Raw genomic sequence first — 23,919 nt, 5'->3', positions numbered from 1 at the left:
TTTCAATTCTGGAGCGGGTGATGAGCGGATTGATCCGGCGCGAACGGCGCGGCGCCGTCGAGATCTGGACCCTGGACCGGGCCGAGCGTCTGAACGCCCTGCCGGATCTGGGCGACGAGACCGCCTTCGCGGACGCCTGCGCCGCCGTGAACGCCGACATGGACGTGCGCTGCGTCGTCCTGACGGGCGCGGGCCGGGCCTTTTCGGCGGGCGGCGACCTGAAGGCCATGCGCGACAAGACCGGCCTGTTCGCGGGCGGCGAGACCGAGATCCGCGAGCGCTACAAGGCCGTGGTCCATCGCATCGTGCGGTCGCTGTACGCGCTGGAGGTCCCGCTGATCGCGGCTGTCAACGGCCCGGCCATGGGCCTGGGCTGCGACATCGCGGGCCTGGCCGACATCCGCATCGCCTCGGATCGCGCCGTCTTCGGCCTGCCGTTTCTGAAACTGGGTCTCGTGCCCGGCGACGGGGGCGGCTGGATCACGCCGCGCTATGCCGGCTACGCCCGCGCCGCCGAACTGTTGTTCACGGCCAAGACCATCGACGCCGCCACGGCCGCCGACTGGGGCATGGTCGGCCGCGTCGTTCCCCATGACGCCCTGATGGACGAGGCCCTGGCCCTGGCCGGCCAGATCGCGGTCCAGCCCGCCCAGGCCCTGCGCATGACCAAGGCCCTGTTGCGTCAGGGGCGGGAAGCGCCGATGGATCAGGTGCTGGACGCCACCGCCGCCCTGCAAGCTGTTGCTCATCTGAGCACGGATCATCAGGAAGGCGTCGCCGCCGCCCTGGAGAAACGCCAGCCTCGCTTCTGATCTGGCATACCGATTTGTAATTGCGAATTGCACATAAGTACATTTCGATAGTTTAATGCATATATACTGTATCTGAACGCATCGTAACTTGCGGATAGGTAGAGATGGAGAGGTAATCGCGACCGGGAACATTTCGGTTCCCGAGGAGATCGCCATGAGCCTGCTCGCCGTTTTCGCCGCCCTCGCCCTGTCCACCGACGCCGCCTCGGTCGCCACGGATCGGGACTATGTCCAACTGGCCCGCTGTTCCGGTCTGGCCGCCGGCGCGGGTCAGGACGCCTCGGTCTTTGAAGCCCGCATGGGCGACCGCGCCGCCAAGCCGATCCAACTGCGTCGTCAGGCCGACCAGGCCCGCGACCAGGCCCGGTTGATGATGCGTCGCGGCGACGAGACCGCCCGCGCCCCGCTGCACGCCGAGCTGACGGGCCGCTGCGCCGCCCTGACGCGCTGAGGATGGCGCGCTGATCCGCGTCGCCCGACCCTGAAACGACGAAGGCCCCGGCGGATCGCCGGGGCCTTTCTCATGGGGCGGACCTCATGGGACGAAGGACGGGGCGGTCAGCCCGCCTTGGCCGGCGCCCGCATGGCGCGGTCGGGACCGACGCCGGCCGTCGCGGCGCGACGGGCGCCCGCCGTCTGGCCGGGCTTCATGAATTTCACCAGCACGCGCTGGCCGATCAGCAGGGGGGCGTCCCCGGCCGAGACGACCACCTCGACCACCCGCTCGTCCGAACGCTGGCTGGGGTCGTCCGAGGCCAGTTTGCGGGCGCCGAACACGGCGGCCCGGCGCAGCACGGCGCCGACATAGGTCTTGGACGGATCGCCCTCGGGCTGGATTTCGACGGCCTGGCCGACGGTGATGTTGGGGATGTCGCTCTCGACGATCTCGGCGCGGACGATGCGCGGGGCGTCCGGCTCCAGATCGAACATGTTCGACACGTTCAGGGTCGAGGCGCCCGCGCCGGGGTTGGCGTAGCGGCGCACGATGCGGCCGCTCATCGGCGCGCGGATGACCGTAAGCTCCAGGTTGTAGGCCGCCTCGCTCAGACGCGCGCGGGCGGTCTGGACCGAGGCCTGCTGCGCGGCCATGCGGGCCTGGGCCGAGGCGACGGCGTCGCGGGCCTGGTCGACGCGCTGGGCGGCGACGAAATTGGTGTCCACCAGGCGTTGCAGACGCTCCAGCTCGCGCTGGGCGGTGTTGATGTCGACGCGGATCGAGGCCAGTTGACTCTCGGCCTGGGCCACTTCGGCCTGGGCGCGTTCGACGCCCAGACGCGGCTCGTCGTCTTCCTGGCGGGCCAGGATCTGACCGGCGGTGACGCGGTCGCCTTCCTGCACATAGACGGCCTTGACCACGCCGCCGCGGCGGGCCGCGACCTGGATGATGCCGCCCTCGACGTCGGTCTTGCCGTTGGCGACCGCCGCATAGGGGCTTTCCAGCTTCTCGGCGGCGGCTTTTTCGTCCGCCTCCTTCTTCTTGGCGGCGTTGCCTTGCATGACCGTGAAGCCGCCCAGGGCGACGACGATCAGCACCAGGCCGATCCAGGTCCATTTGCTCTTCAGGAAGGCGGGCATGACGGAATCCTAGTGCAAATCAGTGCGACGCCAGGGCGGCGTCGGGGTTGGGGGTGCGGCGCTGATCGTCGGTGATGACGCCGTCCTCGATGTGGATGACGCGGTCGGCCCAGGCCTCCAGGCGCGGGTCGTGGGTCACGCAGACGACGGCGGCGCCGTGTTCGGTGGCGGCGCGGCGCAACAGGCGGATGACCACCTGGCCGTTCTCGCCGTCCAGGGCCGAGGTCGGCTCGTCGGCGTAGAGAATCTGCGGGTCCTTGGCCAGGGCGCGAGCGATGGCCACCCGCTGCTTCTCGCCGCCGGACAGGGCCGCGGGCCGTTGGTGCAGGCGATGGCCCAGGCCCACCTCCTCCAGCGCCAGGGTCGCGCGCTTCTTGGCCTGGTCGGGGGTCAGGCCCTGGAATTTCAGCACCACCTCGACCTGTTGCAGCGCCGTCAGGGCCGGGAACAGGTTGAAGCCCTGGAAGATGAAGCCGCAGTTCTCCAGTCGGAACCGGTCGATCCGGCCGGGCGACAGCTTCCACAGATCATCGACGTCCAGGGTGTCGACGCGCCCCTCCTCAGGCCGCAGCAGGCCCGACAGGGCCGCGATCAAGGTCGACTTGCCCGAGCCGGACGGTCCCATGACCATGGTCAGGTCGCCGTGGCGGGCGTCGAAATCCACGCCCTTCAGCACCTCGACGAAGCCCTTGCCGGACTTGAAGCGCTTGACCAGGCCCTTGGCCTCGATGGCGAAATCGCCGTGTTTGCCGTGAGACTTGGTCGCGCTCATCGCAGCAGGTCCGCCGGTTGGCTGTTCTTGAGGACGCCGAGCGACAACAGGCCCGACAGCATGGCGATGACGATCAGTCCGCCGCCGACGATGATCAGCAGGCTGACGGGCAGGGCGATGATCACCGCATTGGCCATGGCCAAAAGCGAGATCAGCCAGGTCAGGATGATGGCCGCGGCCACGCCCACCACCCCGACCCAGAAGCTCAACTCCAGCACGATGCGGTTCAGCGAACCCATGCCGACGCCCAGGGCGCGCAGCGAGGCGAACTCCTTGATGTTGGCCATGATGGCTCCGCGCAGGGTCTGCCAGGTGATGGCCACGCCGATGATGGTGCCCAACACCACGCAGCCGCCGATGATGATCACCAGAATGCCTTCCTCGAACATGGCGCTGGCGTTGGCGTCGGCCAGGCCCTGGCGGGTCCAGGCCTTCCATTGGCCGTTGCCCATGGCGTTGATCTCGGCGGCCACGCGATCGGCGTTGGCGGGGTGGCGCAGCTTGACCATCAGGGGACCGACGCGCGGGCCGGTGTCGGCCTGGCCCAGCATCCGCAGGGTGTCGCGCGACATGACGATGGTGGCCTGCATCATGTTGGGATAGCCGCGCGTCACGCCGACGACGGTCACCGTCTGGCCGTTGTACAGCGCCCGTTCGCCCAGTTTGACGCCCAGTTTCGGCAGGGCCGTCTCATCGACCGCGACCGTATAGGGTTGGCGCAGGGCCTCGACCAGTTCGGTCGAATAGTCGGTGGGGATGGTGACCGAGCCGGGCGTGGTGTCGATCACCATCGACTGCACGAACTGCTGGCGCGGCGCGTCCTGGCGGGCGCGGTCGGCCTGGCTCATGGTCGGATCGACGTTCTTGACCGACTGGAAACTGCCCCCGGCGCCGTCCAGAGGCTGGATCTCGACCACCTCGGGATGGTTGTAGACCAGGGGGATGAAGCGGCGCGGCACGCCCGACGGCCCGCCCATCAGGCTCTTGGCGCCGGGCTGCATGACGATGACGTCGGCGCCCGACCGTTCGATGGTGGCGGTGAAGCCCTTGCCGATGCCGATGAAGACGCCGGTCATCGCCAGCACCAGCAGGCCGGACAAGGCCAGGGCCATGACCGCCGCCATATAGCGCCGCCATTCAAACAGCAGGGTGGAGAGGGCCAGGGACATGGTTCGGACGCTCGGGGAAGGGTCGTCGCTATGTGACGGGCCGCGGCCTTGCGGCCAAGTTAAATCGGGGTAAGCCAAATGATGACGTACGGGTTGGCAAATTCCTCAATCGGGCCAAGGTCTGGACGCGGCGTGGCCTTGCCGGGTAGCTAGGCGGAACCGGCCGACGCCTTCGTCGGCGTCGAGCGCCCTGCATGATCCCGGGTCGTCCCCTCAGCGCGATGCTCGCGGCCGCGGCCGTGATCGGCCTGTTCTGGCCGTCGGCGCCGGCGCGCGCCGAAGAAGGGATGTGGACGTTCGAGACCTTTCCCCTGGCGCGCGTCAACGCCGCCTACGGCCTGCGTCTGGACCAGGCTTGGCTGGACCGGGTGCGCGGTGCGGCGGTGCGGCTGAACGGCTGTTCCGGCTCGATCCTGTCGCCCGAGGGGCTGGTGCTGACCAACGCTCACTGCGTGGCGCCCTGTCTGCAAGATCTGACGGAACGGCGCCAGGCGGACATGGAGACCGGCTTCGCGGCGGCCGCGCGCGACGAGGAGCGGACCTGCCCCGGCCAGACGGCCGATGTGCTGGTCGACGTCCAGGACGTCACCGACCGCATGACGGCCGCCGCCGCCGACCAGGACGGCGCGACCCTGCTCCAGGTCCTGTACCGCACCGAGGAGGCGATCAAGCAAGAGGCCTGCGGCGGCGACGCCCGCTTCACCTGCCAGGTCGTCGACTTTCATCACGGCGGCCGCTACGCCCTGTACAAATACCGCACCTATCGCGACGTGCGCTTGGTGTTCACGCCCGAGCCGAGCGTGTCGTCGTTCGGCGGCGATCCCGACAATTTCAACTTCCCGCGCTACTCGCTCGATTTCGCCTTCCTGCGGCTCTACGACGACGACCGTCCGGCCGCGACGCCCCAGAATCTGCGCTGGTCGTCGGCGGCCCCGCGTGAGGGCGAGCCGACCTTCGTGGCGGGCAATCCGGCCATGACCCTGCGCCAGTTGACGTCGGCCCAACTGCTGCGTCAACGCGATCAGGGCCTGCCGATCCTGGTCGGTCAGTTGGCCGAACTGCGCGGGCGGCTGCTGCAATATTCCGAGACCGGTTCCCGTCAGGCCGAGGCGGCCGCGACCGCCCTGGCGGGGGTCGAGAACTCCTACAAGGTCGTCAACGGCCAGTTGTCGGCCCTGCTGGACGACGACCTGATCCAGGCCAAGCGGGCCGAAGAGGATGAGCTACGCCAGGCCGCGGCCGCCGACCCGGCCTTGGTCGACATGATGGATGATCGCCGGGGCGATCCCTGGACCGTGATCGCCCGCGCTCAGACGGCGGCGCGCGACCTGTATCCGACGTTCCGCCAGTTGGAGGCGGCCGCCGGCAGCGGGTCCGGCCTCTACAGCTACGCCCGGGTCATCGTCCGCGTATCGCAGGAACGGGCCAAGCCGCCCGAGGAGCGGCGGCCGGGATACAGCGACGCCTATTTCGCCGCCGTCGCCCGCAAGCTGGCGATCGACAAGCCGATCCAGTCCGACCTGGAACGTCTGAACCTGACCTTCTGGCTGCAAAAGACGCGCGAGCTGCTGACGGTCGACGATCCGAACGTGCGCGCCCTGCTGGGCGACGAAAGCCCCGAGGCCCTGGCCGAGCGGCTGGTGAAGGGCACGCGCCTGGACGATCCCGACATGCGCGTCGCCATGCTGGCCATGACGCCGGACGAACTGGCGGCGACGGGCGACCCGATGATCGCCTTCGTCATGGCCAACGACATGGCCGCCCAACTGGCCCGCACCGAATGGGAGCTGGCGGTCGAGGCCCCCGTGACCCGCGCCCAGGAACAGATCGCCCGCGCCCGCTTCGCCGTGTATGGCGACGAGGTCGCGCCCGACGCCACCTTCACCCTGCGGCTGTCCTACGGAAAGGTCGCGGGCTGGACCCAGGGGCGGCGCACCGTCGAACCCTTCACCCGCGTCGCCGGTCTCTATGACCGCGCCACCGACGCCGCGCCGTTCCGCCTGCCCGAAAGCTGGGTCGAGGCGCGCGAGACGATGAACCCCCAGACGCCGTTCGCCTATGTCACCACCAACGACATCGCCGGCGGCAACTCCGGCTCGCCGGTGCTCAATGCGCGCGGCGAGGTGATCGGCACGGCCTTCGACGGCAACATCCACGCCATCGCCGGAACCTTCGCCTATGACGAACGGCTGAACCGCACCGTGGCCTTGTCGACGACGGTCATGACCGAGGCCCTGCGCGACGTCTATCACCAGACCCACCTGCTCAAGGAACTGGGCCAGCGGTGAGGTTGACCCGCCCGGCGCCCTAAGGGCAGTTTGCCGCGCCCAAGTCATCCGCACCGGAGCATCCCATGCGTCATCACGCCCTCGTCACGGCGGCCGTTTGCGCCGTCCTCGCCGCCGCTTCGACGGCCCGCGCCGAAGAGGGGATGTGGACGCTGGACAACTTCCCCACCGCCCGCGCCAACCAGACGCTGGGGACCGCCATCGACCAGGGCTTCCTGGATCGGGTCCGGCTCAGCGCGGCCAAGTTCGGCGGCTGTTCGTCCGGTTTCGTCTCGGGCGAGGGGCTGCTGCTGACCAACCATCACTGCGTCAGAAGCTGCGTCGCCAATCTGTCGACCCCGGCGACCAACTACACCGAGACCGGCTTCACCCCCCGCACCCGCGAGGAAGAGCTGAAATGCCCCGGCGCGACCGTCGACGTCCTGACCGACATCACCGACGTGACCGTGCGCATGCAGGCCGCGGGCGCGGGCCTGACCGGCCAGGCCTTCACCCAGGCGCGCGACGCCGAGGCGGGCCGGATCGAGCGCGAGGCCTGCGGCGACGCCCAGGACCGGCGCTGCCAGGTCGTGACCCTGTACCGGGGCGGCCAGTTCAAACTCTATGCCTACAAACGCTATTCCGACGTGCGCCTGGCCTTCGCGCCCGAGAACGACGCGGCGGCCTTCGGCGGCGACCCCCTCAACTTCAGCTTCCCGCGCTACTCGCTCGATGCGGCCTTCATCCGCGTCTATGAGGACGGCCGTCCGGCGGCGACGCCGAACCATTTCACCTGGAAGGCCGACCGTCCGGTCGAGGGGGCGCCGGTCTTCGTGGTCGGCACGCCCGGCGCGACCCAGCGTCTGCTGACCCAGGATCAGTTGGCGACTGTCCGCGACGTCTTTTTGCCGCTGGACCAGATCCTGAACTCGGAGCTGCGCGGGCGGATGATCCGCTTCTCGCAAGAGAGCGACGAGAACGCCTTCATCGCCTTCGCGCCCCTGGCCTCGGTCGAGAACAGCTTCAAGCGCGGCATGGGCCGGATGACGGCCCTGGTCGATCCCGGCTTCATCGCCCAGCGCGAGCGGGCCGAGGCCGACTTCCGCGCCCGCGTCGCCGCCGACCCCGCCCTGGCCGCCCGCGTCGGCGACCCTTGGGCCGCCTTGGCCGCGGTTCAGGACGACTATCGCGACCTGTTCCCCGCCTACCATATGCTGGAAAGCAAGGCGGGCGGCGGCGCCGACCTGTTCGGCTGGGCGCAGACCCTGGTGCGCGGCGCGCAGGAGCGGGCCAAGCCCTCGGACCAGCGTCTGGCCGAGTTCGCCGACAGCCGACTGCGTGCGGTCGAGTCGGGTCTGCTGGCCGACAAGCCGACCTATCCGGCGTTCGATCAATTGCGTCTGGAATGGTGGCTGTCCAAGACCCGCGAGGTGCTGACCGCCGATGATCCGCGGGTCGAGAGTCTGCTGGGCCAGGAGTCGCCGGAAGGCCTGTCGGCGCGTCTGGTCGAGGGATCGCGCCTGGCCGATCCGGCCGTGCGCCGCGCCCTGTGGCAAGGCGGGCTGGAGGCGATCCAGGCCTCGGACGATCCGATGATCCGCTATGTGCTGTCGATCCAGCCGACCACCCGCGCCGCCCGCGCCGCCTGGGACGAGCGGGTGCAGGGACCGACCGACCGCGCCTCCGAAGCCCTGGCCGCCGCCCGCTTCGCCGCCTATGGCGACACCGTCTATCCCGACGCCACCGGCACCCTGCGGATGAGCTACGGCCTGATCGAAGGGTCGGACGTTCCGGGCCAGAGGTTCGCGCCCTTCACCACCTTCGCCGGCCTGTGGAAACGCGCCACGGGCGCCCCGCCGTTCCAGGCGGCGTCGCGCCTGCTGGCGGCCAAGGACCGGATCGATCCCGACACCGTGCTGAACATGACGGTCTCGTCCGACACCATCGGCGGCTCGTCAGGCTCGCCGGTGATCACCGAGCGGATGGAGATCGTCGGGGCCAATTTCGACTCGACCGTGATGAGCCAGCGCAACGCCTATGGCTATGACCGCGACGTCAACCGCAGCGTGATCGTGACCACCCCGGCCATCACCGCCGCCCTACGCCACGTCTACGGCATGGAGCGCCTGGCCGAGGAGCTGGGGGCGGACTGACGGGTGCTTTCGATCCTCCCCCGTTCTCGACGGGGGAGGGGGACCGCGAAGCGGTGGAGGGGGCAACCCCACACACCGGCGCTTGAACCCATCCCCTCCACCACCCTTCGGACGGTTCCCGCCACGCGGGGGGCGCCGCCCTCTCACCCCATCTGCCGCCGGGCCTCGTGGAAATACTGCCAGCCGGTCCAGACGGTGATGATCGCCGCGATCCACACCAGGCCGTAGGCGAAGGTCGAAAAGGCCTCCAGCCATTCCAGCGGGAAGCCGAAACCGTCCCACAACAGCACCAGTTGCAGCGCGGCCAAGGCCACCATCTGCAAGGTGGTCTTCCACTTGGCCAACAGGGTGACCGGCAGTTTCACCGAACCGGCCACCGTCTCGCGCAGGGCCGAGACGGCGAATTCGCGGAACAGGATCAGGCCGCACGGAATGGCCGCCTGCGGCACCGAACCCCAGGCCAGCACGCCCAGGATGGCGCCGGTGATCAGCACCTTGTCGGCGATCGGGTCCAGGATGGCGCCCCAGCGCGTCGTCGCCCCCCAGCGTCGGGCCAGAAAGCCGTCGACCCAGTCGGTCGAGGCGGCGATGACGTAGATGAAGAAGGCGTTGCGCCCCAGCCGGAACTGATCGTCCGGCGACAGATATTCCGACAGGAACGGAATCCCCTGCGGCGCCGCCCCGGCCAGGATCAGGAACATCACCACCCCGGCCACGAGCCGCAGGCCGGTCAGGATGTTGGGGATGGGGTTGGCGTGCGGATTGGGGGTCATGGCGGCCTCATCTAGCGGTCCCGGTGTCGCATGGTTCCCGCCGGGAGGTCGAGAGCCTCAGGCCAAGGGTTCAAACCTCGCGGCGTCCGTCAGCGCGCTCAACGCCCCGTCGGCGATGCCGAAATGCAGCCCCGTCAGTCTCAGCCGCCCCGCCGCCTCGCGCTCGGCGATCCAGGGGAAGGTGCGCAGGTTCTCGATCGACAGCCGAACCACCGCCTCTTCCGAGGCGCGCTCGACATCGGCGGGGAAGGTTTCGCAGGCGCGACGCACGGCCGGCACGCCCTGCTGAACCCAGGGGGCGACGAAGTCGGCGCAGATGGCCGGCGCGCCCGTCCGCATCGCCGCCACGCCGCCGCACAGCGCATGGCCCATGACCACGATGCGCGACACCTCCAGCACCTTGACCCCGAACTCCAGCGCCGCCGACACCCCGTGCAGATGACCGTCGGGCTGATAGGGCGGGGCCAGATTGGCGACGTTGCGGACCACGAACAGCTCGCCCGGCGCGGCGTCGAAGATCAGGGCCGGATCGGCGCGGCTGTCGGAACAGGCGATGATCAGGGTGTGCGGCTTCTGCCCCTTCTCGGCCAGGGCCTCATACTCGGCCTTCGCCTCGGGCCAGCGTTCCTGGCGAAAGCGGTGATAGCCGGTCAGCAGCGGATCGTTCGGTCCTTGGGTCATGGCCGGGTTCTAGCGACGCCCCGATCCCCCCTCAATGCGACAAGTTTGACAAGGGTCAGATCAAAGTTCATATAATAACGAACTTCGCTGGAGAAGCGCCATGACCTCACCTGAAGCGCGCGCCCGCTCGGTCCTTACGCTGCTCGATCTGCAAGCCGCCACGCGTGCGGCGAGCGGCCGATACCTTCGATCCGTGCCGGTTCGGCCGGGGGTCCGGTATTGGGCCACGTCCCAGCCTCGGTCCCGCAAGGACCTGCTCGGCGTCCAATTCTATGGCGAGGGGCTGGCCGAGGCCCGCCGTCTGAGCGCGCGGCTGGAGCAGGCCGGTTTCGAGGCGCGTTCGCCCCAGACGGGGCAGGCGACCTTCGCCAAGGCGGCGCCCTTCTCGACGGACGATGCGCTCGACGGTCCCGCGCTGCGTCTGCTTCGGCGCGAACTGGACGCCATCTTGGCGCAGGGAGAAGGCGCGGGCGTCGCCGAACCGGCGTGGTCGTTCCGCGACTTCATGCTGGCCTCGCCCCTGGCCGATCAGGAGATTGCGCTTCCGGCGCGCACCGGCGACTGGCGCGAGGTCGGCTGATGTGGCTGTTCGACACCGTCGCCCTGTCCGAGGCCGCCAAGCCGCGCGCCAACGCCGGGTTCGTCGCCTGGCTGGAGGAGGTGCGCACGCACGACATCCACACCAGCGTCCTGTGCCTGGGCGAGATTCGTCGGGGGATCGAAATGCTGCCGCCGGGCGACAAGCGTGACGGTCTGGCGCATTGGCTGGAGACCGACTTGACGGCCTGGCTGGGCGCCCGCGTCCTGCCGGTGGACGCCGTGACCGCCCAGGTCTGGGGCCGCCTCGGCGCCCGAGGCAAGGTTTCGCCGGTCGATGCGCTGATCGGCGCCAGCGCGGTCTCGGCCGGTCTGACGGTGGTGACCCGCAACGCGCGCGACTTCGACGGCCTGGGCGTGGCGGTCGTCAATCCCTGGACCTGACCCTCAGCCCTTCCTGAAGAAGGCGTGGATGCGTTCAGCCAGGGCCTGGTTGATCCCCTCGATCTTGACCAGGTCCGCCACATCGGCCCGCGACACCCCCTTGGCCGAGCCGAAGGCGTGCAGCAGGGCCTTCTTGCGTCCTGGCCCGACGCCCTCGATCTCGTCCAGCGGATTGCGCTTGATGTCCATCGACCGGCGCTTGGCGTGGGCGCCGTTGGCGAAGCGGTGGGCCTCGTCCCTCAGCCGCTGGAGATAATAGAGGGCGGGCGATTTCAGCGGCAGCATGAAGGGCGGCTTGCCGGGCATGAAGAAGCGTTCCAGCCCCGCGTCCCGATCCGGTCCCTTGGCCACCCCGACCACGGCGACGTCGTCGACGCCCAGATCGGCCAGAACCTCCAGCACCTCGGCCAACTGTCCCGCCCCGCCGTCGATCAGCAACAGGTCGGGCCGCTCGACCGTCTCGCCCTCTTCCTCGTCCCTGACCAGGCGGGTGAAGCGGCGACGCATGACCTCGCGCATCATGCCGTAGTCGTCGCCGGGGGTCAGGTCGGCGCCCTTGATGTTGAATTTTCGGTACTGGGATTTGCGGAACCCCTCGGGTCCGGCCACCACCATGGCGCCGACCGCGTTGGTCCCCTGGATGTGGGCGTTGTCGTAGATCTCGATCCGCTCGGGCCGCGCCTCCAGGCCGAAGGCCTCGCACACCTCGTCCAGGATCTTGCCCTGCGCCGAGCTTTCGGCCAGCCGCCGCCCCAGGGCCTCGCGCGCATTGGTCAGGGCGTGGTCGACCAGGTTTTTCCGATCCCCCCGCCGGGGCTGTTCGATCGACACCACGCGCCGTCCGTCCGCCAGCTTGGCCTTCAGCGAAAAGGCCTCCTCCAGCAGTTCGATCTCATGCGGCCGCACATTGGTCAGGATCAGGCGCGGAACCGGCTTGTCCTCGTAGAACTGGCCCAGGAAGGCGGCTAGGATCTCGGGGTCGGCGTCCATCTTGTCCACGCGCGGGAAATAGGCTCGTCCGCCCCAGTTCTGGCCGCCGCGATAGAAGAACACCTGCACGCACGCCTGCCCCCCCTCGGCGTGCAGGGCGAAGACGTCGGCCTCGGCCAGGCCCTCGGCGCTGACCGAGTTCTCCATGCTGATGGTCGACAGCGCCCGGATGCGGTCGCGCACCCGCGCGGCCTGCTCGAAATCCATGGCGTCGGACGCCGCCTGCATCTCGGCCGACAGCCGGCCGATCACCGCCCGTGACTTGCCGCGCAGGAAGTCCTCGGCCTCGGCCACCAGGGCGCCATAGGCCTCCAGCCCGATCAGGCCGGTGCACGGCGCCGAACAGCGCTTGATCTGGTGCAGCATGCAGGGCCGGGTGCGCGTCTCGTACACGCTGTCCGAACACGATCTCAGCAGGAACGCCTTCTGCAGGGTGTTCAGCGTCCGGTTCACCGCCCAGGTCGAGGCGAAGGGTCCGAAATAGTCGCCGGGAATCGTATGCGCCCCGCGATGCTTCCTGACCTGGGGCGCGCGGTGGTCCTTCCTGATCATCAGCTCGGCGAACGACTTGTCGTCGCGCAGCACCACGTTGAAACGCGGCTTCAGCTTCTTGATGAAGTTGGATTCCAGCAGCAGGGCCTCGGTCTCGGTCGCCGTGACCACCAGCTCCATCGACCGCGTCAGCGACACCATCAGGCCGATGCGCTGGGTGTGGAACCGGCCCTGGGCGTATTGCATGATGCGCTTCTTCAGCGACCGCGCCTTGCCGACGTACAGGCAGGCTCCGTCCTCGCCGTACATGCGATAGACGCCCGGCTTGTCGGGCGCGCGCCGGGCCTCGTCGCGGATCAGGTCCGCCGCTTGCAGCTCTGTCGATTCGGAAGACGGCGTGCTCACCGGCCCGATATAGGCCCGGACCGTGCCGCTCGGAACCGTCTGTCGCCTGACGCTGGACCGAAATCTGAGCCGAGCTGGGCTGCGCCCATCTCAACCGATTTCGGTCTAGGGTGTGCCCCCTGATCGGGTCAGAGTTCCGACAAGGCCTTCCAGGCTCCGTCACCCTCGGGCTTGTCCCGAGGGCCTATCCTTGCGGCGTCCTCGAACGCGGATGGTTCTCACCAGCGGTTAGAACGGTCCTCCGTCCAGCCTACAGCCGCCATGGCTCCTCGGGACAAGCCCGAGGGTGACGAGTTTCAGGGGTTCACGCCCTAGCGCAGGCTGGCGATGAACCGGGCGGCGCGTTCGCCTTCCGTATCCCCGGGGCGGCCGAATTCGCCGTTGATGTCGGCGTGGCTGTCGCCGGGCGCGGCGGCCACTTCGGCTCGGCCGCCGGCGGCGATCAGGGCCTGGGCCAGGCCCTGGCTCTGCACCGTGGAGTCTTCCCGGCTGACGACATGGAAGATCAGGAACGGCGGATAGCGCACGCCCGGCCGAACCCTCAGGGTCGGCGAAAGCTCGGCCCTCTGATCGCCGAAGGCGTCGTCATACAGCCGCTCCAGATACCGCCCCGCCGGTCCCGGCGGGCGCGGCAGGGTCGCGTCAAAGGCCGCGCTGTCCAGGGGAATGACCCCCGCCAGGTCGCTGGGCGCCAGGCCGTGCGCGCCCAGATATCGGGTGTCCGTCCCGACCAGGGCCGCCAGGTGCGCGCCCGCCGAATGGCCCAGCAGCACGATCGGCCGGCCCGGCCGATCCTGACGGACCCGTGCGATCGCGGCGGCCAGGTCCTGGGCCTGTTCGCGCGCCGTGACCTCGGGAACCAGGCGATAGTTGACCGAGACCAGCGTCAGGCCGTGGCGCCGGGCATAGTCGGGCAGGTCATGCACCATCGACTTGTCGCCCCGGCTCCAGCCGCCGCCGTGCACGAAGACCAGCACCGGCCCGGTCGCCCCGGCGTCGTCATAGACGTCAAAGGCCTGTCGCGGGTTCGGGCCATAGGCGACGGCGACATGCGGCGCGTCCGACACGCCCTCGTCGCCGCCTCCGCGACGCCGGCTGAGTCGTCGATCCTGGCCCAAGGCTGGACCGGCCAGGGCGATGATCAGGCCCGAGAGAACAAGCGCGCGACGATCCATGACATCACTCCGAATGGGGACGTCTCAATCCAACGCCGCCCGACCGGACACTCCGTCGCTTCAGAACCGACGCACCATCACCACGCCGACGATGACCAGGACCACCCCCGCGACACGGCCCAGGTTCAGCGGCTGCACCGGCTGACCGAAGGCGCCGAAATGGTCCAGGATCAGCCCGACCAGAAGCTGGCCGGCCACCATCAGGGTGATGGTCAACGCCACCCCCAGGCGCGGCACGCCCCAGGTCGCCGCCACCACGAAGATCGCGCCGTACAGCCCTCCGACCCAGGCGTACCAGGGCAGGGCCTTGGCCGCCGTCATGTCCGGCCGCGCTTGCATGACCAGGGCCAGCGCGCCCAGGGCGACCGTCCCGATGGCGAACGACACGAAGGCGGCGTTCACCGGCGACCCGACGGCGGTCATCAGCCGGGCGTTGGTCGGCGCCTGCAAGGCCGTGGCCCCGCCCGCCAGGACCACCGCGACCAGGGAAAAGAGCATGGGGTTCATGTCGCTTGGCTAGCACCTTGCGAGGCGTCACGCACCGCCCCCCGTCGCGCGGCCGAGACCGATTGATTGCGGTTCGTCGCCATGCCCGGCATTTAGGGGGCATGACTTCCGGCGATAAAACCGTCCGCGACACCCGGAACCTGGCGCGCCGCATCCTGGCCCGCGCCCGCCGCCAGGTCGATCACGGCGATGTGGCCCAGAACGTCTATGACAACGGCGGGCTTAGCGGCCGCTATCTCATCATGTCGGTGATCTCGGCGGCCATCGCCATCCTCGGCTTGATGCTGTCGTCGCCCGCGGTGGTCATCGGGGCCATGCTGGTGTCGCCGATGATGGGACCAATCGTGGCCCTAGGCTTCTCCCTGGCCCTGCTGGACTTCGGCGAGTTGAAACAGGCGCTCCAGGCCATTGTCGTCGGCCTGGGCGTGGCCCTGCTGGTGTCGGTCATCCTGACCCTGGTCTCGCCGTTGAAAGAGCCGACAGCCGAGATTCTGGCGCGCACGCGACCCAATTTCTTCGATCTGCTGATCGCTGTCTTCTCGGGCGTGGCGGGCGCCTACGCCGTCATCAAACAGCGGGGCGAGACCATCATCGGCGTGGCCATCGCCACGGCCCTGATGCCGCCCGTGGCGACGGTCGGCTTCGGCATCGGCACGGGGGATTTGCGCATCGCCGGCGGGGCCTTCTTCCTGTTCATGACCAACCTGGTGGCGATCGCCCTGGCCGCCACCCTGACGGCGGGCTTCTACGGCTTCCGGCCGCGCCTGGGCGAACGTTCGGGCCAGGCCCGTTGGCGCGGTCTGGCGGTCGTGGTGGTGTTCGCCCTGCTGTCGGCGCCGCTGGTGCTGTCGCTGCGTGCTATCGGTCTGGAGAGCCGGGCCATGGCTGAGACTCGCCTGGCGGTGTCCGAGATCTTCAAAGGAGCCGACTCGCGCATCACCGTGCTGGACGTTCGCAGCGACCACGACAGGATTGACGTCTCCACCCTGGTCAGCACCCGCACCTTGGTCGCCGACGCCGAGAGCCGTCTCAACGACCGTCTGACCGCCGCCTTGCACACCCCGGTCCAGGCCCGTCTAGACCAGATCGTCGTCGCCGACCCGCGCGCCGCCGCCCGCGCCGTCCAGGTCAGTCAGGGCGCGGCCCCCGACCCGATCGCGGCCCTGCGGTCGCGGCTGATCGAGGCGGTGCCCTTCGCCACCGACGCCGTCATGCTGGATGGGTCGGGAAGCCGCGCCCTGATTCTGCTGCGGCCGGATTCCGGCCTGGACCTCAACAGCGCCTACGCCTTGGAGAAGGCGCTTCAGGGTCGGTTCCAGGGCATGGCCGTCTGGGTCGCGCCGCCCCTGACGCCGTTCGAGGCGGTGGACCTGGGCGATCCGGCCGCGGTTGAACGCGCCGCCTGGGCCTTGGCGCGTTGGCGGGCCAGTCCAGCGGTCAGTTTCTGCCGCCCGGCCCCCGCGCCCGCGCTTTCGCCCGACGCGCCCGCCGAGGCGCCCCCGCCCCAGAGCGACCGGGAGCGTTTCGTCGCCGCCCTGGCCGTCATGGGGGTGCTTCCGGCTTCGACCGCCGGTCCCGCCTGTCGGCGCGGCGATGTCAATCTGGCCCGGATCGCCCTGGGTTGAGCCGGTCGGCTTGAACCCCGCGCGTCCTCGCTCTATTCCCGCCACACCAACCGGAGTTTCCCCATGCTGGCCATCGCCATCATCCTAGGTTTCGTGGCCGTCATGGCCCTGATCAACTTCGTCGAGTTCGGCCGGGTTGACTGATCCCGCCGTCCGTCGCGGCGCGGCCCTGGTCACGGGCGGCTCGCGGCGCATCGGCCGGGCCGTCGTCCTGACCCTGGCGCGCGCCGGGTGGGACGTCGCCGTGCATCACCGCGATTCGCCCGCCGACGCCGCCCAGACGGCCGCCGACGCGCGCGCGTTCGGCGTTCAGACCGCCGTCGTTCAGGCTGATCTGGCCGACGAGGCGCAGGTGCGCGGCCTGGTCGACCAGGCGGCCCAGGCCCTGGGTCCCCTGTCGGTGCTGGTCAACAACGCCTCGGTGTTCCAGGACGACCGCGTCGGCGCCCTGGACCGCGCCGTCTGGGACCGGCACATCGAAACCAATCTGCGCGCGCCCCTGGTGCTGGCCGAAACCTTCGCCGCCCAGGCGCCGGACGGGGCGTCCATCATCAATCTGCTGGATCAGCGGGTGCTGAAGCCCGATCCCCGCTTCATCTCCTACGCCCTGTCGCGCAACGGCCTGTGGTGGGCCACGCGCACCCTGGCCCAGGCCTTGGCGCCGCGCATCCGCGTCAACGGCGTCGGTCCCGGCCCGACCCTGCCTTCGATCCACCAGACGCCCGAAGACTTCGCCGCCGAGGCCGCCGGAACCCTGTTGCAGCGCCCCGGCAGTCCCGAGGCCGTGGCCCAGGCCGTGTTGTGGCTGATTGACGCCGACATGGTCACCGGCCAGATGATCGCCGTCGATGGGGGCCAGCACCTGGCCTGGCGCACCCCCGACATCCTGGAGTGACCCGCGCGTGAGCCAGCCCGTCGCCGCCTTCCCCGCAACCGCGCCCCGGCCCGAGGCCCTGACCGTCTTCGTGCGCGGCCTGACCATCCAGGCGGGCATCGGCGTGCACGACCACGAACTGGGCCGGTTGCAGACCCTGATCCTGTCCGTGGCCCTGACGCTGGAGCCGCATGCGGTCGCGCGCCTGTCCGACACGGTGAACTATGAAGGCGTGGCCGCCGCCGCCCGCGCCATCGCCGCCGAGGGCCACGTCGGCCTGGTCGAGACCTTCGCCCAACGTCTGGCCCTGGCCTGTCTGGACGATCCGCGCGTGCGCCGGGTCGAGGTCACAGTCGACAAGCCGGGCGCCCTGGACGGCGCCGAGGCCGCGGGCTGCAGCGTCGCCTACGTCCGCTAGACCCAAATCGGCCGAGCTGGACGAAGTCCAACTCGGCTCAGATTTCGGTCCAGCATCATGCGAGAGCCTGATTCACGGCATCGGAGGAAACGCGAAGCGATTCCTCCTCAGCCGATCAGGCTCTGACGGTTGCGCCGAACGGCGCGCGCCGCCATTGTCACAGCGCCGCACGCGCGGCCTAGAGGAGCCAGATGGCCGAACCCGGCGATCCGAACCGTCCCGACGACGAAGAGGCCGCCAAGGCCCCGCCCGCCGGTCACGCCTGGGACGACGACCATGTCGGCTTCGCCACGCCCGCGAGCCTGACGCCCCAGCCCGTGCGCCGACCCGAACCGGAGCCGACGCCTGAACCCGCGCCCGAACCGACGCCTGAGTCGATCTTCGCCGCGCCCGCGCCCGATCTGTTCTCGACGCCGACGCTCGAACCGGCGCCGGTCCCGACGCCTGACTGGGCCGTCGAGACGCCCCGGCCCGACCGCACCCCGCCGAACGTCACCGGGTCCCTGAACCTGTACGCCAACTACGCCCTGATCCTGTTCGCCGTGCCGACCCTGGGCGTTTCAGCCGTGATCGGCCTGCTGGCCGTCACCGGACGCGAGGCCCCGGCCGATCCGGTGGCGCGCAGCCACTTCATCTATCAGCAGCGCACCCTGTGGACCGGCGCCGTCGTGGCCCTGCTGGGGGCCATATTGATCGTCGTGAACATCGGCGTCTTCGTGCTGTTCGCCCTGGCGCTGTGGATGCTGGCGCGCGGCGCGGTCGGCGTCTTCCGCCTGAAGGCCGGGCAGCCGATCTCCCACCCCCGACACTGGTTCATCTAAAGGGTCCCCATGACCGACGCCCAACCCCGTCTGCAGCGCGGCCACGAGAGCGAGGGCAAGGCCGCCGCCATGATCGCCTGGGCGCTCTACATCCTGTCGATCCCCAGCGTGAACACCCTGGTGCTGGTCGGCCTGGTCGTGGCCTATGCCGCGCGCGGATCGGCCACGGGCCTGGCCCGCGCCCATATCGACGCCCAGATCGCCCTGTTCTGGTCGGTCTTCTGGTGGACCGTCGGCCTGTGGATCCTGGTGGGCGTCAGCTTCGTGTCGATCATCGGCATTCCGCTGGGCTATGTCTTCCTGCTGCTGCTGTTCGTCCTCAGCATCTGGTTCACGGTGAAGAGCATCTTCGGCCTGCTGGCCCTGGCCGGCGGCCGCGCGCCCTAGCGTCGGGTTCAGCGCGCGGGACGCGGCGCCTCCATCTTGGACGCCATCTCGGCCATCTCCAGCATGTTGAACTTCATGCCGCCGGGAATGATCATGTCGCCCGGCTTCATGTCGGAGGGGCAGGGACCCTCATAGGCGCCCTGGCCCGAGACCGTCACCGTCCGGTTCATGTGCGCGACCTGGGCGCCGGTGGTCGTCACCGTGGTGCGGCTGGAATAGCCGCTGGTCAGATCGCCGGTCATCACGCCTTCGCTGACGCTGGTCCCGCCGCCCAGGGCCGAGTGGTCGCAGACGGTGCGATAGCGCCAGCCGCCGCCGGGGTTCGGCGAGGTGGTCGTCTGCTGGCAGGCCCCGGCCGAAGCCTGGGCGCCGACCACGTTCAGTCGGGACTGCACGGCGTCGTCCAGGCACATGCGGGCCACGCCTTCCGGCCCGTCGCCGGTGGTGGTCACCCGCCACAGGCCCGCGCGCAGTTTCGGCGTCGCTGCGGGCGCGTTCGCGGCGCCGGGCGCGGCGGGCGTCGCGGCCGAAGGGGCCTGGCCCGCCTTGTCCGCCTGTTTCTTGTCGCCGCAGGCCGCCAGGGCCAGAACGGCGGCGCCGACCGTCAGAACATGGACTGCACGCATTGTTTTCTCCCCTCGCGCGATCGTCATGCGCCGTCATGGAACGGTTGGCCGCGCTCGCGGTTCAATAGCCGACACTAACCCAGGACGCCGCCATGACCACCCAGTTCCGAGACGTCGCCGCCGCCCGGCGCTTCGAGCAGGGTTTCACCGACGCCGACGGCGAGTTGCGCACCGTCTTCGCCGACTATGAGGCCCAGGGGAACGTCCGCCTGATCCTGCATGTCGAGGCCGATCCGCATCTGCGCGGCGCCGGGGCGGCCGGGCGGTTCATGCAGGCGCTGGTCGATCACGCGCGGGCCGAGCGGCTGAAGCTGGTCCCGCGTTGCAGCTACGCCGTCGCCTGGTTGCAGCGACACCGCGAATACGACGACGTCCTGGCCTGAGCGCCGCCGCCCCAGCGATGACGGCCCCGGCGATGACCGCTGGAGCCGCGCGCGTTTCCGGCGCAGTCTGCGGATCATGGACGTCCCGCCCCTGACTGCGCTGAACACCTGGGTCCTGCCCGCCCTGCTGGGGCTGGGGCTGGCCTCGGCGACGGGGCTGCGCACCTTTCTGCCGCTGCTGCTGCTGGCCCTGGCGGCCAAGTTCGAGTTCGCGGGCGTGCGCCTGAACGACCAGATGGCCTGGCTGGCCGGTTGGCCCGCCATCTCGGCCCTGGCCCTGGCCGCGACGGTCGAGTTCGCGGGCGACAAGATCCCGGCCGTCGACCACGCCCTGAACGCCCTGGGCTTCGTCACCCGGCCGATCGCCGGGGCGGTGGCGGCCGGCAGCGTCTTCTGGGGCGTGGACCCGATGGTCGCGGCCATGGCGGGCGTCATCGTCGGCGCGCCCACGGCCCTGGCCTTCAATGCGGCGCAAGGGGGAATGCGCGTCGCCTCCAGCGCCACGACCGGCGGCCTGGGCAATCCGGTGGTCAGCCTGGTCGAAGACGTGCTGGCGCTGTTCACCGTGATCCTGTCCCTGCTGATCCCGATCCTGGTTCCGGTTCTGCTGGTCGTTCTGGCCGTCGTGGTCATGCGCATCGGCAAGCGGTTGAAGCGGGGGCGCGAGGCGGCCTGAGCCGATCAATCGCGCGGCGCGATCGCGTCCGCCTCGTCGAACATGGAGGCGAAGGGTTCAGGCAGGGTCTCGCCGCGCGACAGCATCCGCGCCAGTTCCAGCGCCAGGGTGTGGACATAGCTCATCTGCACCGCGCGACGGTCGGCCTGTTCCTTCTCCAACCCTTCGGGATCGCAGTCGTGATCGCTGATCGGCCAGTCGAGGCGGCGGTCCAGTTCGGCGATCTGCTCGGCCGCGCGGATCAGGCGCATGGCCCCCAGGCCGTCGCGCGCCATCAGCGCCGCCGAGGCCGAGCGCAGGGCCAGCCGCGCCAAGTCGCTGTGATGCGGGACGGCCGGGGGCACGGCCATGACCGCGTCGCGGGCCAGGTCGCGCAGATGCGGCGGCAGGCCGGGCGGGATCAGAGCGGGATCGTCAGCCGGATCGGCCTCGTGCGCCCGAGTTGCGGCGGCGCGGGTCCAGCCGCCGCGCTGGGCGCGCTTGCGGATGGAATTCTCAGTGACGCCAAAGGCGCGGGCCAGGGCGCCGGCGGTTTCCCCGGCCGCGAACCGCGCGTGAATCGCTTGCCATTCGCGAGCGCCGAGCCGATGCGGGGCGCCCATCAGGCGGTTTCCAGAGCCGAGGCGCGGGCCGGAACCGCGCGGGCCGCCGTCAGGCGGCGGTCGATGTCCTCGCCGTGACGCAGCAGGCGGTGCAGACGGTCTGTGTCACCCTGCCGTTCGGCCCAATTAATTGCGATCTGTACCCGTACAGAACGGGCCTCAAGCGTCTTGACCTCGCATGGCGCAGAGCCGGTTTCGGCCCGCGCGCCCGGCGCGACGCCGAACCCGTGCGGCGCCCCGCCCCAGCCGCAAAACCCCGACCCGCCGGGGTTAAAGGGGGTCAGCCGGTCGGCGGGAACAGAGATGGACATGGACGCCTCCTGAAGATGGGGGAGGAGTCTAGGGCGGGTGTGAACCCAGGCGTGGTGATTGTGGCAGGGGGCAGGGGTTGTTGTGCGGCGTTGGGAATCCGTTGCATCGTGTGACATGGCTGAAACTGACGATTTTGAAGACGAGGTCTCGCGGGATGAGATCGCGCTGGAGCCAAGTGAAGCGGCGGACCCACGTGAACTCGTAGCGCAGATGATCCCTACGGATCTGATGGAGAAGTATGAGGTCTACAGCTATCGCAGTGCGGCGACGATCCTCAGAATGAGCCATAGCGACTTGTTTGAGGAGCTGTGTCAGGCGCTTCGGGAGTTTTCCATCGATGAAGCAATGATCCGCACGGCAGGGGGCAATGAATCCGACATTCCCAAGCTGATCTCGGCAAACCTTCGACCCAAGGATTGGCGCGAAACAATCATTCGCGGCGACCTAGAAGTTCAAAAGATCGCCAAGCGGTACGTGACCGCCAGCAAAACAGGTAAGCCGCTCAAGAAGCCAAAATACGAAAAGATGCCTCCCGAGACTATCACGCGAGAGAAGTACTTAGATGGTCACAAAGTTGACTATGTGAAGGGGAAGGTTGCATTCGATCTTGAATGGAACAGCAAAGATCAGACGTTCGACCGGGACCTATATGCATTCTCGGCCTTCGCCCAAACAGGGGTAGTGGACGTCGGTGTTCTGGTGACGCGCGGCACCGAGATGACCGATTACATCAAGGGCTTGGGACCCGCCCTGACAAAGAGTGGTCAGATTGAGATGAAGGACGGGAAGCCGCGAACCACAGCCGCCAAGTACGGTGCCAGCACCACATGGATGGGAAAGTTGCTCTACCGCCTCAACGCGGGCCGAAACGGAGCCTGCCCCGTACTGGTGTTCGGGATCACTCCACGCTGTGTCCAGGACTGATCGTCCACAACCATCTGGACATTTCGCCAAGAACAAAGCAAGAACGAGTGTGTGATTTGTATGCCGTGCGGTTACATTGGGTAATGCGCGCGGTTGATTCCATCTGCGGCAAGGGGCTGTGGAAATGGCTTACGACGCCAACCTGTCTGAAGCGGCTTGCGCTCTCCGTCGCTTCGCTGGCGACCGCCGCTTCAAGACCATCCTCGCTGATCCGCCGTGGCAGTTTCAGAACCGCACCGGCAAGGTGGCACCAGAGCATAAGCGGCTGAACCGCTATCCGACTATGACGCTGGAGGACATCTGCGGCCTGCCGGTGTCAGAGGTCGCGGCCGATACGGCTCATCTCTATATGTGGGTGCCGAACGCTCTGTTGCCCGAGGGACTAAAGGTCATGGAGGCTTGGGGTTTCCAGTACAAATCCAACCTCGTCTGGCACAAGATTCGTAAGGATGGCGGGTCTGATGGGCGTGGTGTCGGCTTCTATTTCCGCAATGTGACCGAGTTGATCCTGTTCGGCGTGCGCGGCAAGAACGCCCGCACCGAGCCGCCCGGTCGTAGCCAGGTCAACATGATCCAGACCCGGAAACGCGAACACAGCCGCAAGCCGGATGAGCAGTATGAACTGATCGAGATGTGCAGTCCGGGACCGTATCTGGAGATGTTCGCCCGCGGTGAACGACCGAGGTGGGCCGTGTGGGGCAATCAGGCGGACGAAACTTATGCGCCGACGTGGAGGACGTATGCCTACAACTCGGCGGCGGCGGAATGATACTTTTCGGATCTAAGAATTTCGGATCTAAGAATCAGGCATGTTTCCGCGCGCCAACGCCTTTTCATATAGCCACAAAGCATTCTCTAAAAATCTTTTATTTCCGCTGGCTCGTCTTCTGTCTTCGATGTGCGGAATAATTTGGGATACGCCATTTATTACGGCGGCGTCATAAAGTATAAGAAAATCATCTTCGTTTAGAACGCCTATCTGGCAGCAGTGTCCGACGGTTTCTAGCCAATAGGGATATCTCATAATATCCATATATTCTTCAGTTGGATTTTCATACAATTTCAATTTAGGTTCAAATATTCGGGCTTTCTTCCAGATTTCTGTCAAGTGACCCGATACAAGTTGGGTGTTTTCCGTGCTTCTGTCTACATAAGGCGGCGTGACACCTGTTCTTTTGCGCGAAATAGAACGCGATAAAGAAAAAAGTCTCTGCCTAGAGGCGGCAAGCGCAGGCTCCTCAAATTCACGATCTATATCTAATATGATTTTCAATCGTTCCAAGCGATTTGAATGAGCTTCCACTTCATTAGATTTACGAAGAGCTTGAAGTTGATAGATGATCGATACTAGGCCTAGCGCTGCTGTCAGGGCTACGACCCAGTCTGGCACCGAACCCCAATCAAGCGCGGTCGCTGCGCTAATGAATCTTTCAATCTTCATTGTGTTGTTAAATGCCAAAGGGAGTCCTTCAGGAAGTTAATATATTACCCACAACTATAGGCTTTGGCCAGCGCTCTA

At 68.1% G+C, this 23,919-nt stretch carries 27 protein-coding genes; 15 read left to right on the top strand and 12 right to left on the bottom strand.

The features are described from left to right. The first annotated feature begins 20 nt into the window (after positions 1 to 20). Both V7D63_RS06110 and V7D63_RS06105 read left to right on the top strand, forming a co-directional pair. A complete protein-coding gene (locus tag V7D63_RS06110; RefSeq protein ID WP_333591377.1) occupies positions 21 to 812 on the top strand; it encodes an enoyl-CoA hydratase-related protein in 792 nt (263 codons plus the stop codon). Between the two features lie 154 nt (positions 813 to 966). After that, positions 967 to 1,263 carry a hypothetical protein gene (locus tag V7D63_RS06105; protein WP_333591376.1) on the top strand — a complete coding sequence of 99 codons (297 nt, stop codon included), beginning with the start codon at positions 967 to 969 and terminating at the stop codon, positions 1,261 to 1,263. A 107-nt stretch (positions 1,264 to 1,370) separates the two neighbouring features. Here the strand turns inward: V7D63_RS06105 and V7D63_RS06100 are convergent, their stop codons facing one another. The 3 genes from V7D63_RS06100 to V7D63_RS06090 are packed head-to-tail and all read right to left on the bottom strand — an operon-like array spanning position 1,371 to position 4,328. After that, positions 1,371 to 2,387: an HlyD family secretion protein gene (locus V7D63_RS06100; protein ID WP_333591375.1), complete on the bottom strand. Its 1,017-nt coding sequence runs from the start codon at positions 2,385 to 2,387 to the stop codon at positions 1,371 to 1,373. A 19-nt stretch (positions 2,388 to 2,406) separates the two neighbouring features. Next, complete coding sequence (locus tag V7D63_RS06095; RefSeq protein ID WP_333591374.1) at positions 2,407 to 3,159, bottom strand: ABC transporter ATP-binding protein; 753 nt, start codon at positions 3,157 to 3,159, stop codon at positions 2,407 to 2,409. Beyond that, entirely contained in the window at positions 3,156 to 4,328 is a 1,173-nt protein-coding gene (locus V7D63_RS06090; RefSeq protein WP_333591373.1) for an ABC transporter permease, read from the bottom strand. The genes V7D63_RS06095 and V7D63_RS06090 overlap by 4 nt, the downstream gene beginning before the upstream one ends. 221 nt (positions 4,329 to 4,549) lie before the next feature. On the opposite strand from V7D63_RS06090, the gene V7D63_RS06085 reads away from it, so the two are divergent. After that, the gene (locus V7D63_RS06085; protein ID WP_333591372.1) at positions 4,550 to 6,616 is read left to right on the top strand and encodes a S46 family peptidase; all 2,067 of its coding nucleotides are present in this window, start codon (positions 4,550 to 4,552) and stop codon (positions 6,614 to 6,616) included. 65 nt (positions 6,617 to 6,681) lie between these two features. Continuing rightward, positions 6,682 to 8,748, top strand: coding sequence for a S46 family peptidase (locus V7D63_RS06080; protein WP_333591371.1), 2,067 nt, complete (start codon positions 6,682 to 6,684; stop codon positions 8,746 to 8,748). Between the two features lie 143 nt (positions 8,749 to 8,891). On the opposite strand, the gene pgsA is transcribed toward V7D63_RS06080, so the two are convergent. After that, complete coding sequence (pgsA, locus tag V7D63_RS06075; protein ID WP_333591370.1) at positions 8,892 to 9,521, bottom strand: CDP-diacylglycerol--glycerol-3-phosphate 3-phosphatidyltransferase; 630 nt, start codon at positions 9,519 to 9,521, stop codon at positions 8,892 to 8,894. A gap of 57 nt (positions 9,522 to 9,578) precedes the next feature. Next, complete coding sequence (locus V7D63_RS06070; RefSeq protein ID WP_333591369.1) at positions 9,579 to 10,202, bottom strand: carbonic anhydrase; 624 nt, start codon at positions 10,200 to 10,202, stop codon at positions 9,579 to 9,581. A gap of 100 nt (positions 10,203 to 10,302) precedes the next feature. On the opposite strand from V7D63_RS06070, the gene V7D63_RS06065 reads away from it, so the two are divergent. Together V7D63_RS06065 and V7D63_RS06060 are read left to right on the top strand one after the other, a co-directional pair. Further along, on the top strand, positions 10,303 to 10,782 hold the full coding sequence (locus V7D63_RS06065; RefSeq protein ID WP_333591368.1) for a hypothetical protein: 480 nt from the start codon (positions 10,303 to 10,305) through the stop codon (positions 10,780 to 10,782). Continuing rightward, the gene (locus V7D63_RS06060; RefSeq protein ID WP_333591367.1) at positions 10,782 to 11,183 is read left to right on the top strand and encodes a type II toxin-antitoxin system VapC family toxin; all 402 of its coding nucleotides are present in this window, start codon (positions 10,782 to 10,784) and stop codon (positions 11,181 to 11,183) included. Before V7D63_RS06065 ends, V7D63_RS06060 begins: the two co-directional genes overlap by 1 nt. A 3-nt stretch (positions 11,184 to 11,186) precedes the next feature. On the opposite strand, the gene uvrC is transcribed toward V7D63_RS06060, so the two are convergent. The 3 genes from uvrC to V7D63_RS06045 all read right to left on the bottom strand — a co-directional run bounded on the left by uvrC (position 11,187) and on the right by V7D63_RS06045 (position 14,743). Continuing rightward, on the bottom strand, positions 11,187 to 13,079 hold the full coding sequence (gene uvrC / locus V7D63_RS06055) for an excinuclease ABC subunit UvrC (protein WP_333591401.1): 1,893 nt from the start codon (positions 13,077 to 13,079) through the stop codon (positions 11,187 to 11,189). A gap of 302 nt (positions 13,080 to 13,381) precedes the next feature. After that, on the bottom strand, positions 13,382 to 14,245 hold the full coding sequence (locus V7D63_RS06050; RefSeq protein ID WP_333591366.1) for an alpha/beta hydrolase: 864 nt from the start codon (positions 14,243 to 14,245) through the stop codon (positions 13,382 to 13,384). Positions 14,246 to 14,305: 60 nt separating this feature from the next. Further along, entirely contained in the window at positions 14,306 to 14,743 is a 438-nt protein-coding gene (locus V7D63_RS06045) for a DMT family transporter (RefSeq protein WP_333591365.1), read from the bottom strand. Positions 14,744 to 14,853: 110 nt separating this feature from the next. Between V7D63_RS06045 and V7D63_RS06040 the strand changes: the two genes are divergently transcribed. From V7D63_RS06040 to V7D63_RS06020, 5 genes are all read left to right on the top strand, one after another. Continuing rightward, a complete protein-coding gene (locus V7D63_RS06040; RefSeq protein WP_333591364.1) occupies positions 14,854 to 16,377 on the top strand; it encodes a TIGR00341 family protein in 1,524 nt (507 codons plus the stop codon). 136 nt (positions 16,378 to 16,513) lie between these two features. After that, on the top strand, positions 16,514 to 17,272 hold the full coding sequence (locus V7D63_RS06035) for an SDR family oxidoreductase (protein WP_333591363.1): 759 nt from the start codon (positions 16,514 to 16,516) through the stop codon (positions 17,270 to 17,272). A gap of 7 nt (positions 17,273 to 17,279) precedes the next feature. Further along, positions 17,280 to 17,669 (top strand): dihydroneopterin aldolase, encoded by a 390-nt coding sequence (locus V7D63_RS06030; RefSeq protein WP_333591362.1) that lies wholly within the window; start codon positions 17,280 to 17,282, stop codon positions 17,667 to 17,669. A 191-nt stretch (positions 17,670 to 17,860) separates the two neighbouring features. Next, complete coding sequence (locus tag V7D63_RS06025) at positions 17,861 to 18,490, top strand: DUF4870 family protein (protein WP_333591361.1); 630 nt, start codon at positions 17,861 to 17,863, stop codon at positions 18,488 to 18,490. A gap of 9 nt (positions 18,491 to 18,499) precedes the next feature. Further along, positions 18,500 to 18,877 carry a hypothetical protein gene (locus tag V7D63_RS06020; RefSeq protein ID WP_333591360.1) on the top strand — a complete coding sequence of 126 codons (378 nt, stop codon included), beginning with the start codon at positions 18,500 to 18,502 and terminating at the stop codon, positions 18,875 to 18,877. Between the two features lie 8 nt (positions 18,878 to 18,885). Here V7D63_RS06020 and V7D63_RS06015 read toward each other — a convergent pair whose 3' ends face one another. After that, entirely contained in the window at positions 18,886 to 19,503 is a 618-nt protein-coding gene (locus V7D63_RS06015; protein ID WP_333591359.1) for a DUF3617 domain-containing protein, read from the bottom strand. 92 nt (positions 19,504 to 19,595) lie between these two features. Between V7D63_RS06015 and V7D63_RS06010 the strand changes: the two genes are divergently transcribed. Together V7D63_RS06010 and V7D63_RS06005 are read left to right on the top strand one after the other, a co-directional pair. Then, positions 19,596 to 19,886, top strand: a complete 291-nt coding sequence (locus V7D63_RS06010; protein ID WP_333591358.1) for a GNAT family N-acetyltransferase — start codon at positions 19,596 to 19,598, stop codon at positions 19,884 to 19,886. A gap of 76 nt (positions 19,887 to 19,962) precedes the next feature. Next, the gene (locus V7D63_RS06005; protein WP_333591357.1) at positions 19,963 to 20,562 is read left to right on the top strand and encodes a DUF4126 domain-containing protein; all 600 of its coding nucleotides are present in this window, start codon (positions 19,963 to 19,965) and stop codon (positions 20,560 to 20,562) included. Positions 20,563 to 20,567: 5 nt separating this feature from the next. Here V7D63_RS06005 and V7D63_RS06000 read toward each other — a convergent pair whose 3' ends face one another. Together V7D63_RS06000 and V7D63_RS05995 are read right to left on the bottom strand one after the other, a co-directional pair. After that, complete coding sequence (locus tag V7D63_RS06000) at positions 20,568 to 21,164, bottom strand: hypothetical protein (RefSeq protein WP_333591356.1); 597 nt, start codon at positions 21,162 to 21,164, stop codon at positions 20,568 to 20,570. After that, positions 21,164 to 21,475, bottom strand: coding sequence for a hypothetical protein (locus tag V7D63_RS05995; RefSeq protein ID WP_333591355.1), 312 nt, complete (start codon positions 21,473 to 21,475; stop codon positions 21,164 to 21,166). Before V7D63_RS05995 ends, V7D63_RS06000 begins: the two co-directional genes overlap by 1 nt. A 115-nt stretch (positions 21,476 to 21,590) precedes the next feature. On the opposite strand from V7D63_RS05995, the gene V7D63_RS05990 reads away from it, so the two are divergent. Then, on the top strand, positions 21,591 to 22,400 hold the full coding sequence (locus V7D63_RS05990; RefSeq protein ID WP_333591354.1) for a BglII/BstYI family type II restriction endonuclease: 810 nt from the start codon (positions 21,591 to 21,593) through the stop codon (positions 22,398 to 22,400). 124 nt (positions 22,401 to 22,524) lie between these two features. After that, positions 22,525 to 23,169 (top strand): MT-A70 family methyltransferase, encoded by a 645-nt coding sequence (locus V7D63_RS05985; RefSeq protein WP_333591353.1) that lies wholly within the window; start codon positions 22,525 to 22,527, stop codon positions 23,167 to 23,169. A 27-nt stretch (positions 23,170 to 23,196) separates the two neighbouring features. Here V7D63_RS05985 and V7D63_RS05980 read toward each other — a convergent pair whose 3' ends face one another. After that, entirely contained in the window at positions 23,197 to 23,859 is a 663-nt protein-coding gene (locus V7D63_RS05980; protein WP_333591352.1) for a hypothetical protein, read from the bottom strand. Between the last annotated feature and the right edge of the window lie 60 nt (positions 23,860 to 23,919).

Source organism: Brevundimonas sp. (genome assembly GCF_036732845.1).
Taxonomy (GTDB): Bacteria; Pseudomonadota; Alphaproteobacteria; order Caulobacterales; family Caulobacteraceae; genus Brevundimonas.
The sequence above is the reverse complement of the archived record's forward strand: the minus strand, read 5'-3'. Positions and strand labels throughout refer to the sequence as shown.

What these genes read in the sequence shown, in the direction of transcription:
- V7D63_RS05985 (WP_333591353.1), top strand. Translation starts at nt 22,525, where the DNA reads ATGGCTTACGACGCCAACCTGTCTGAAGCGGCTTGCGCTCTCCGTCGC.
- V7D63_RS06110 (WP_333591377.1), top strand. Translation starts at nt 21, where the DNA reads ATGAGCGGATTGATCCGGCGCGAACGGCGCGGCGCCGTCGAGATCTGG.
- V7D63_RS06025 (WP_333591361.1), top strand. Translation starts at nt 17,861, where the DNA reads ATGGCCGAACCCGGCGATCCGAACCGTCCCGACGACGAAGAGGCCGCC.
- V7D63_RS06045 (WP_333591365.1), bottom strand. Translation starts at nt 14,743, where the DNA reads ATGCTCTTTTCCCTGGTCGCGGTGGTCCTGGCGGGCGGGGCCACGGCC.
- V7D63_RS06015 (WP_333591359.1), bottom strand. Translation starts at nt 19,503, where the DNA reads ATGCGTGCAGTCCATGTTCTGACGGTCGGCGCCGCCGTTCTGGCCCTG.
- V7D63_RS06100 (WP_333591375.1), bottom strand. Translation starts at nt 2,387, where the DNA reads ATGCCCGCCTTCCTGAAGAGCAAATGGACCTGGATCGGCCTGGTGCTG.
- V7D63_RS06080 (WP_333591371.1), top strand. Translation starts at nt 6,682, where the DNA reads ATGCGTCATCACGCCCTCGTCACGGCGGCCGTTTGCGCCGTCCTCGCC.
- V7D63_RS06050 (WP_333591366.1), bottom strand. Translation starts at nt 14,245, where the DNA reads ATGGATCGTCGCGCGCTTGTTCTCTCGGGCCTGATCATCGCCCTGGCC.
- V7D63_RS06020 (WP_333591360.1), top strand. Translation starts at nt 18,500, where the DNA reads ATGACCGACGCCCAACCCCGTCTGCAGCGCGGCCACGAGAGCGAGGGC.
- V7D63_RS06005 (WP_333591357.1), top strand. Translation starts at nt 19,963, where the DNA reads ATGGACGTCCCGCCCCTGACTGCGCTGAACACCTGGGTCCTGCCCGCC.
- V7D63_RS06010 (WP_333591358.1), top strand. Translation starts at nt 19,596, where the DNA reads ATGACCACCCAGTTCCGAGACGTCGCCGCCGCCCGGCGCTTCGAGCAG.
- V7D63_RS06095 (WP_333591374.1), bottom strand. Translation starts at nt 3,159, where the DNA reads ATGAGCGCGACCAAGTCTCACGGCAAACACGGCGATTTCGCCATCGAG.
- V7D63_RS05990 (WP_333591354.1), top strand. Translation starts at nt 21,591, where the DNA reads ATGGCTGAAACTGACGATTTTGAAGACGAGGTCTCGCGGGATGAGATC.
- V7D63_RS06070 (WP_333591369.1), bottom strand. Translation starts at nt 10,202, where the DNA reads ATGACCCAAGGACCGAACGATCCGCTGCTGACCGGCTATCACCGCTTT.
- V7D63_RS06040 (WP_333591364.1), top strand. Translation starts at nt 14,854, where the DNA reads ATGACTTCCGGCGATAAAACCGTCCGCGACACCCGGAACCTGGCGCGC.
- pgsA (WP_333591370.1), bottom strand. Translation starts at nt 9,521, where the DNA reads ATGACCCCCAATCCGCACGCCAACCCCATCCCCAACATCCTGACCGGC.
- V7D63_RS05995 (WP_333591355.1), bottom strand. Translation starts at nt 21,475, where the DNA reads ATGTCCATCTCTGTTCCCGCCGACCGGCTGACCCCCTTTAACCCCGGC.
- V7D63_RS06085 (WP_333591372.1), top strand. Translation starts at nt 4,550, where the DNA reads ATGCTCGCGGCCGCGGCCGTGATCGGCCTGTTCTGGCCGTCGGCGCCG.
- V7D63_RS06105 (WP_333591376.1), top strand. Translation starts at nt 967, where the DNA reads ATGAGCCTGCTCGCCGTTTTCGCCGCCCTCGCCCTGTCCACCGACGCC.
- V7D63_RS06000 (WP_333591356.1), bottom strand. Translation starts at nt 21,164, where the DNA reads ATGGGCGCCCCGCATCGGCTCGGCGCTCGCGAATGGCAAGCGATTCAC.
- V7D63_RS06090 (WP_333591373.1), bottom strand. Translation starts at nt 4,328, where the DNA reads ATGTCCCTGGCCCTCTCCACCCTGCTGTTTGAATGGCGGCGCTATATG.
- V7D63_RS06060 (WP_333591367.1), top strand. Translation starts at nt 10,782, where the DNA reads ATGTGGCTGTTCGACACCGTCGCCCTGTCCGAGGCCGCCAAGCCGCGC.
- V7D63_RS06065 (WP_333591368.1), top strand. Translation starts at nt 10,303, where the DNA reads ATGACCTCACCTGAAGCGCGCGCCCGCTCGGTCCTTACGCTGCTCGAT.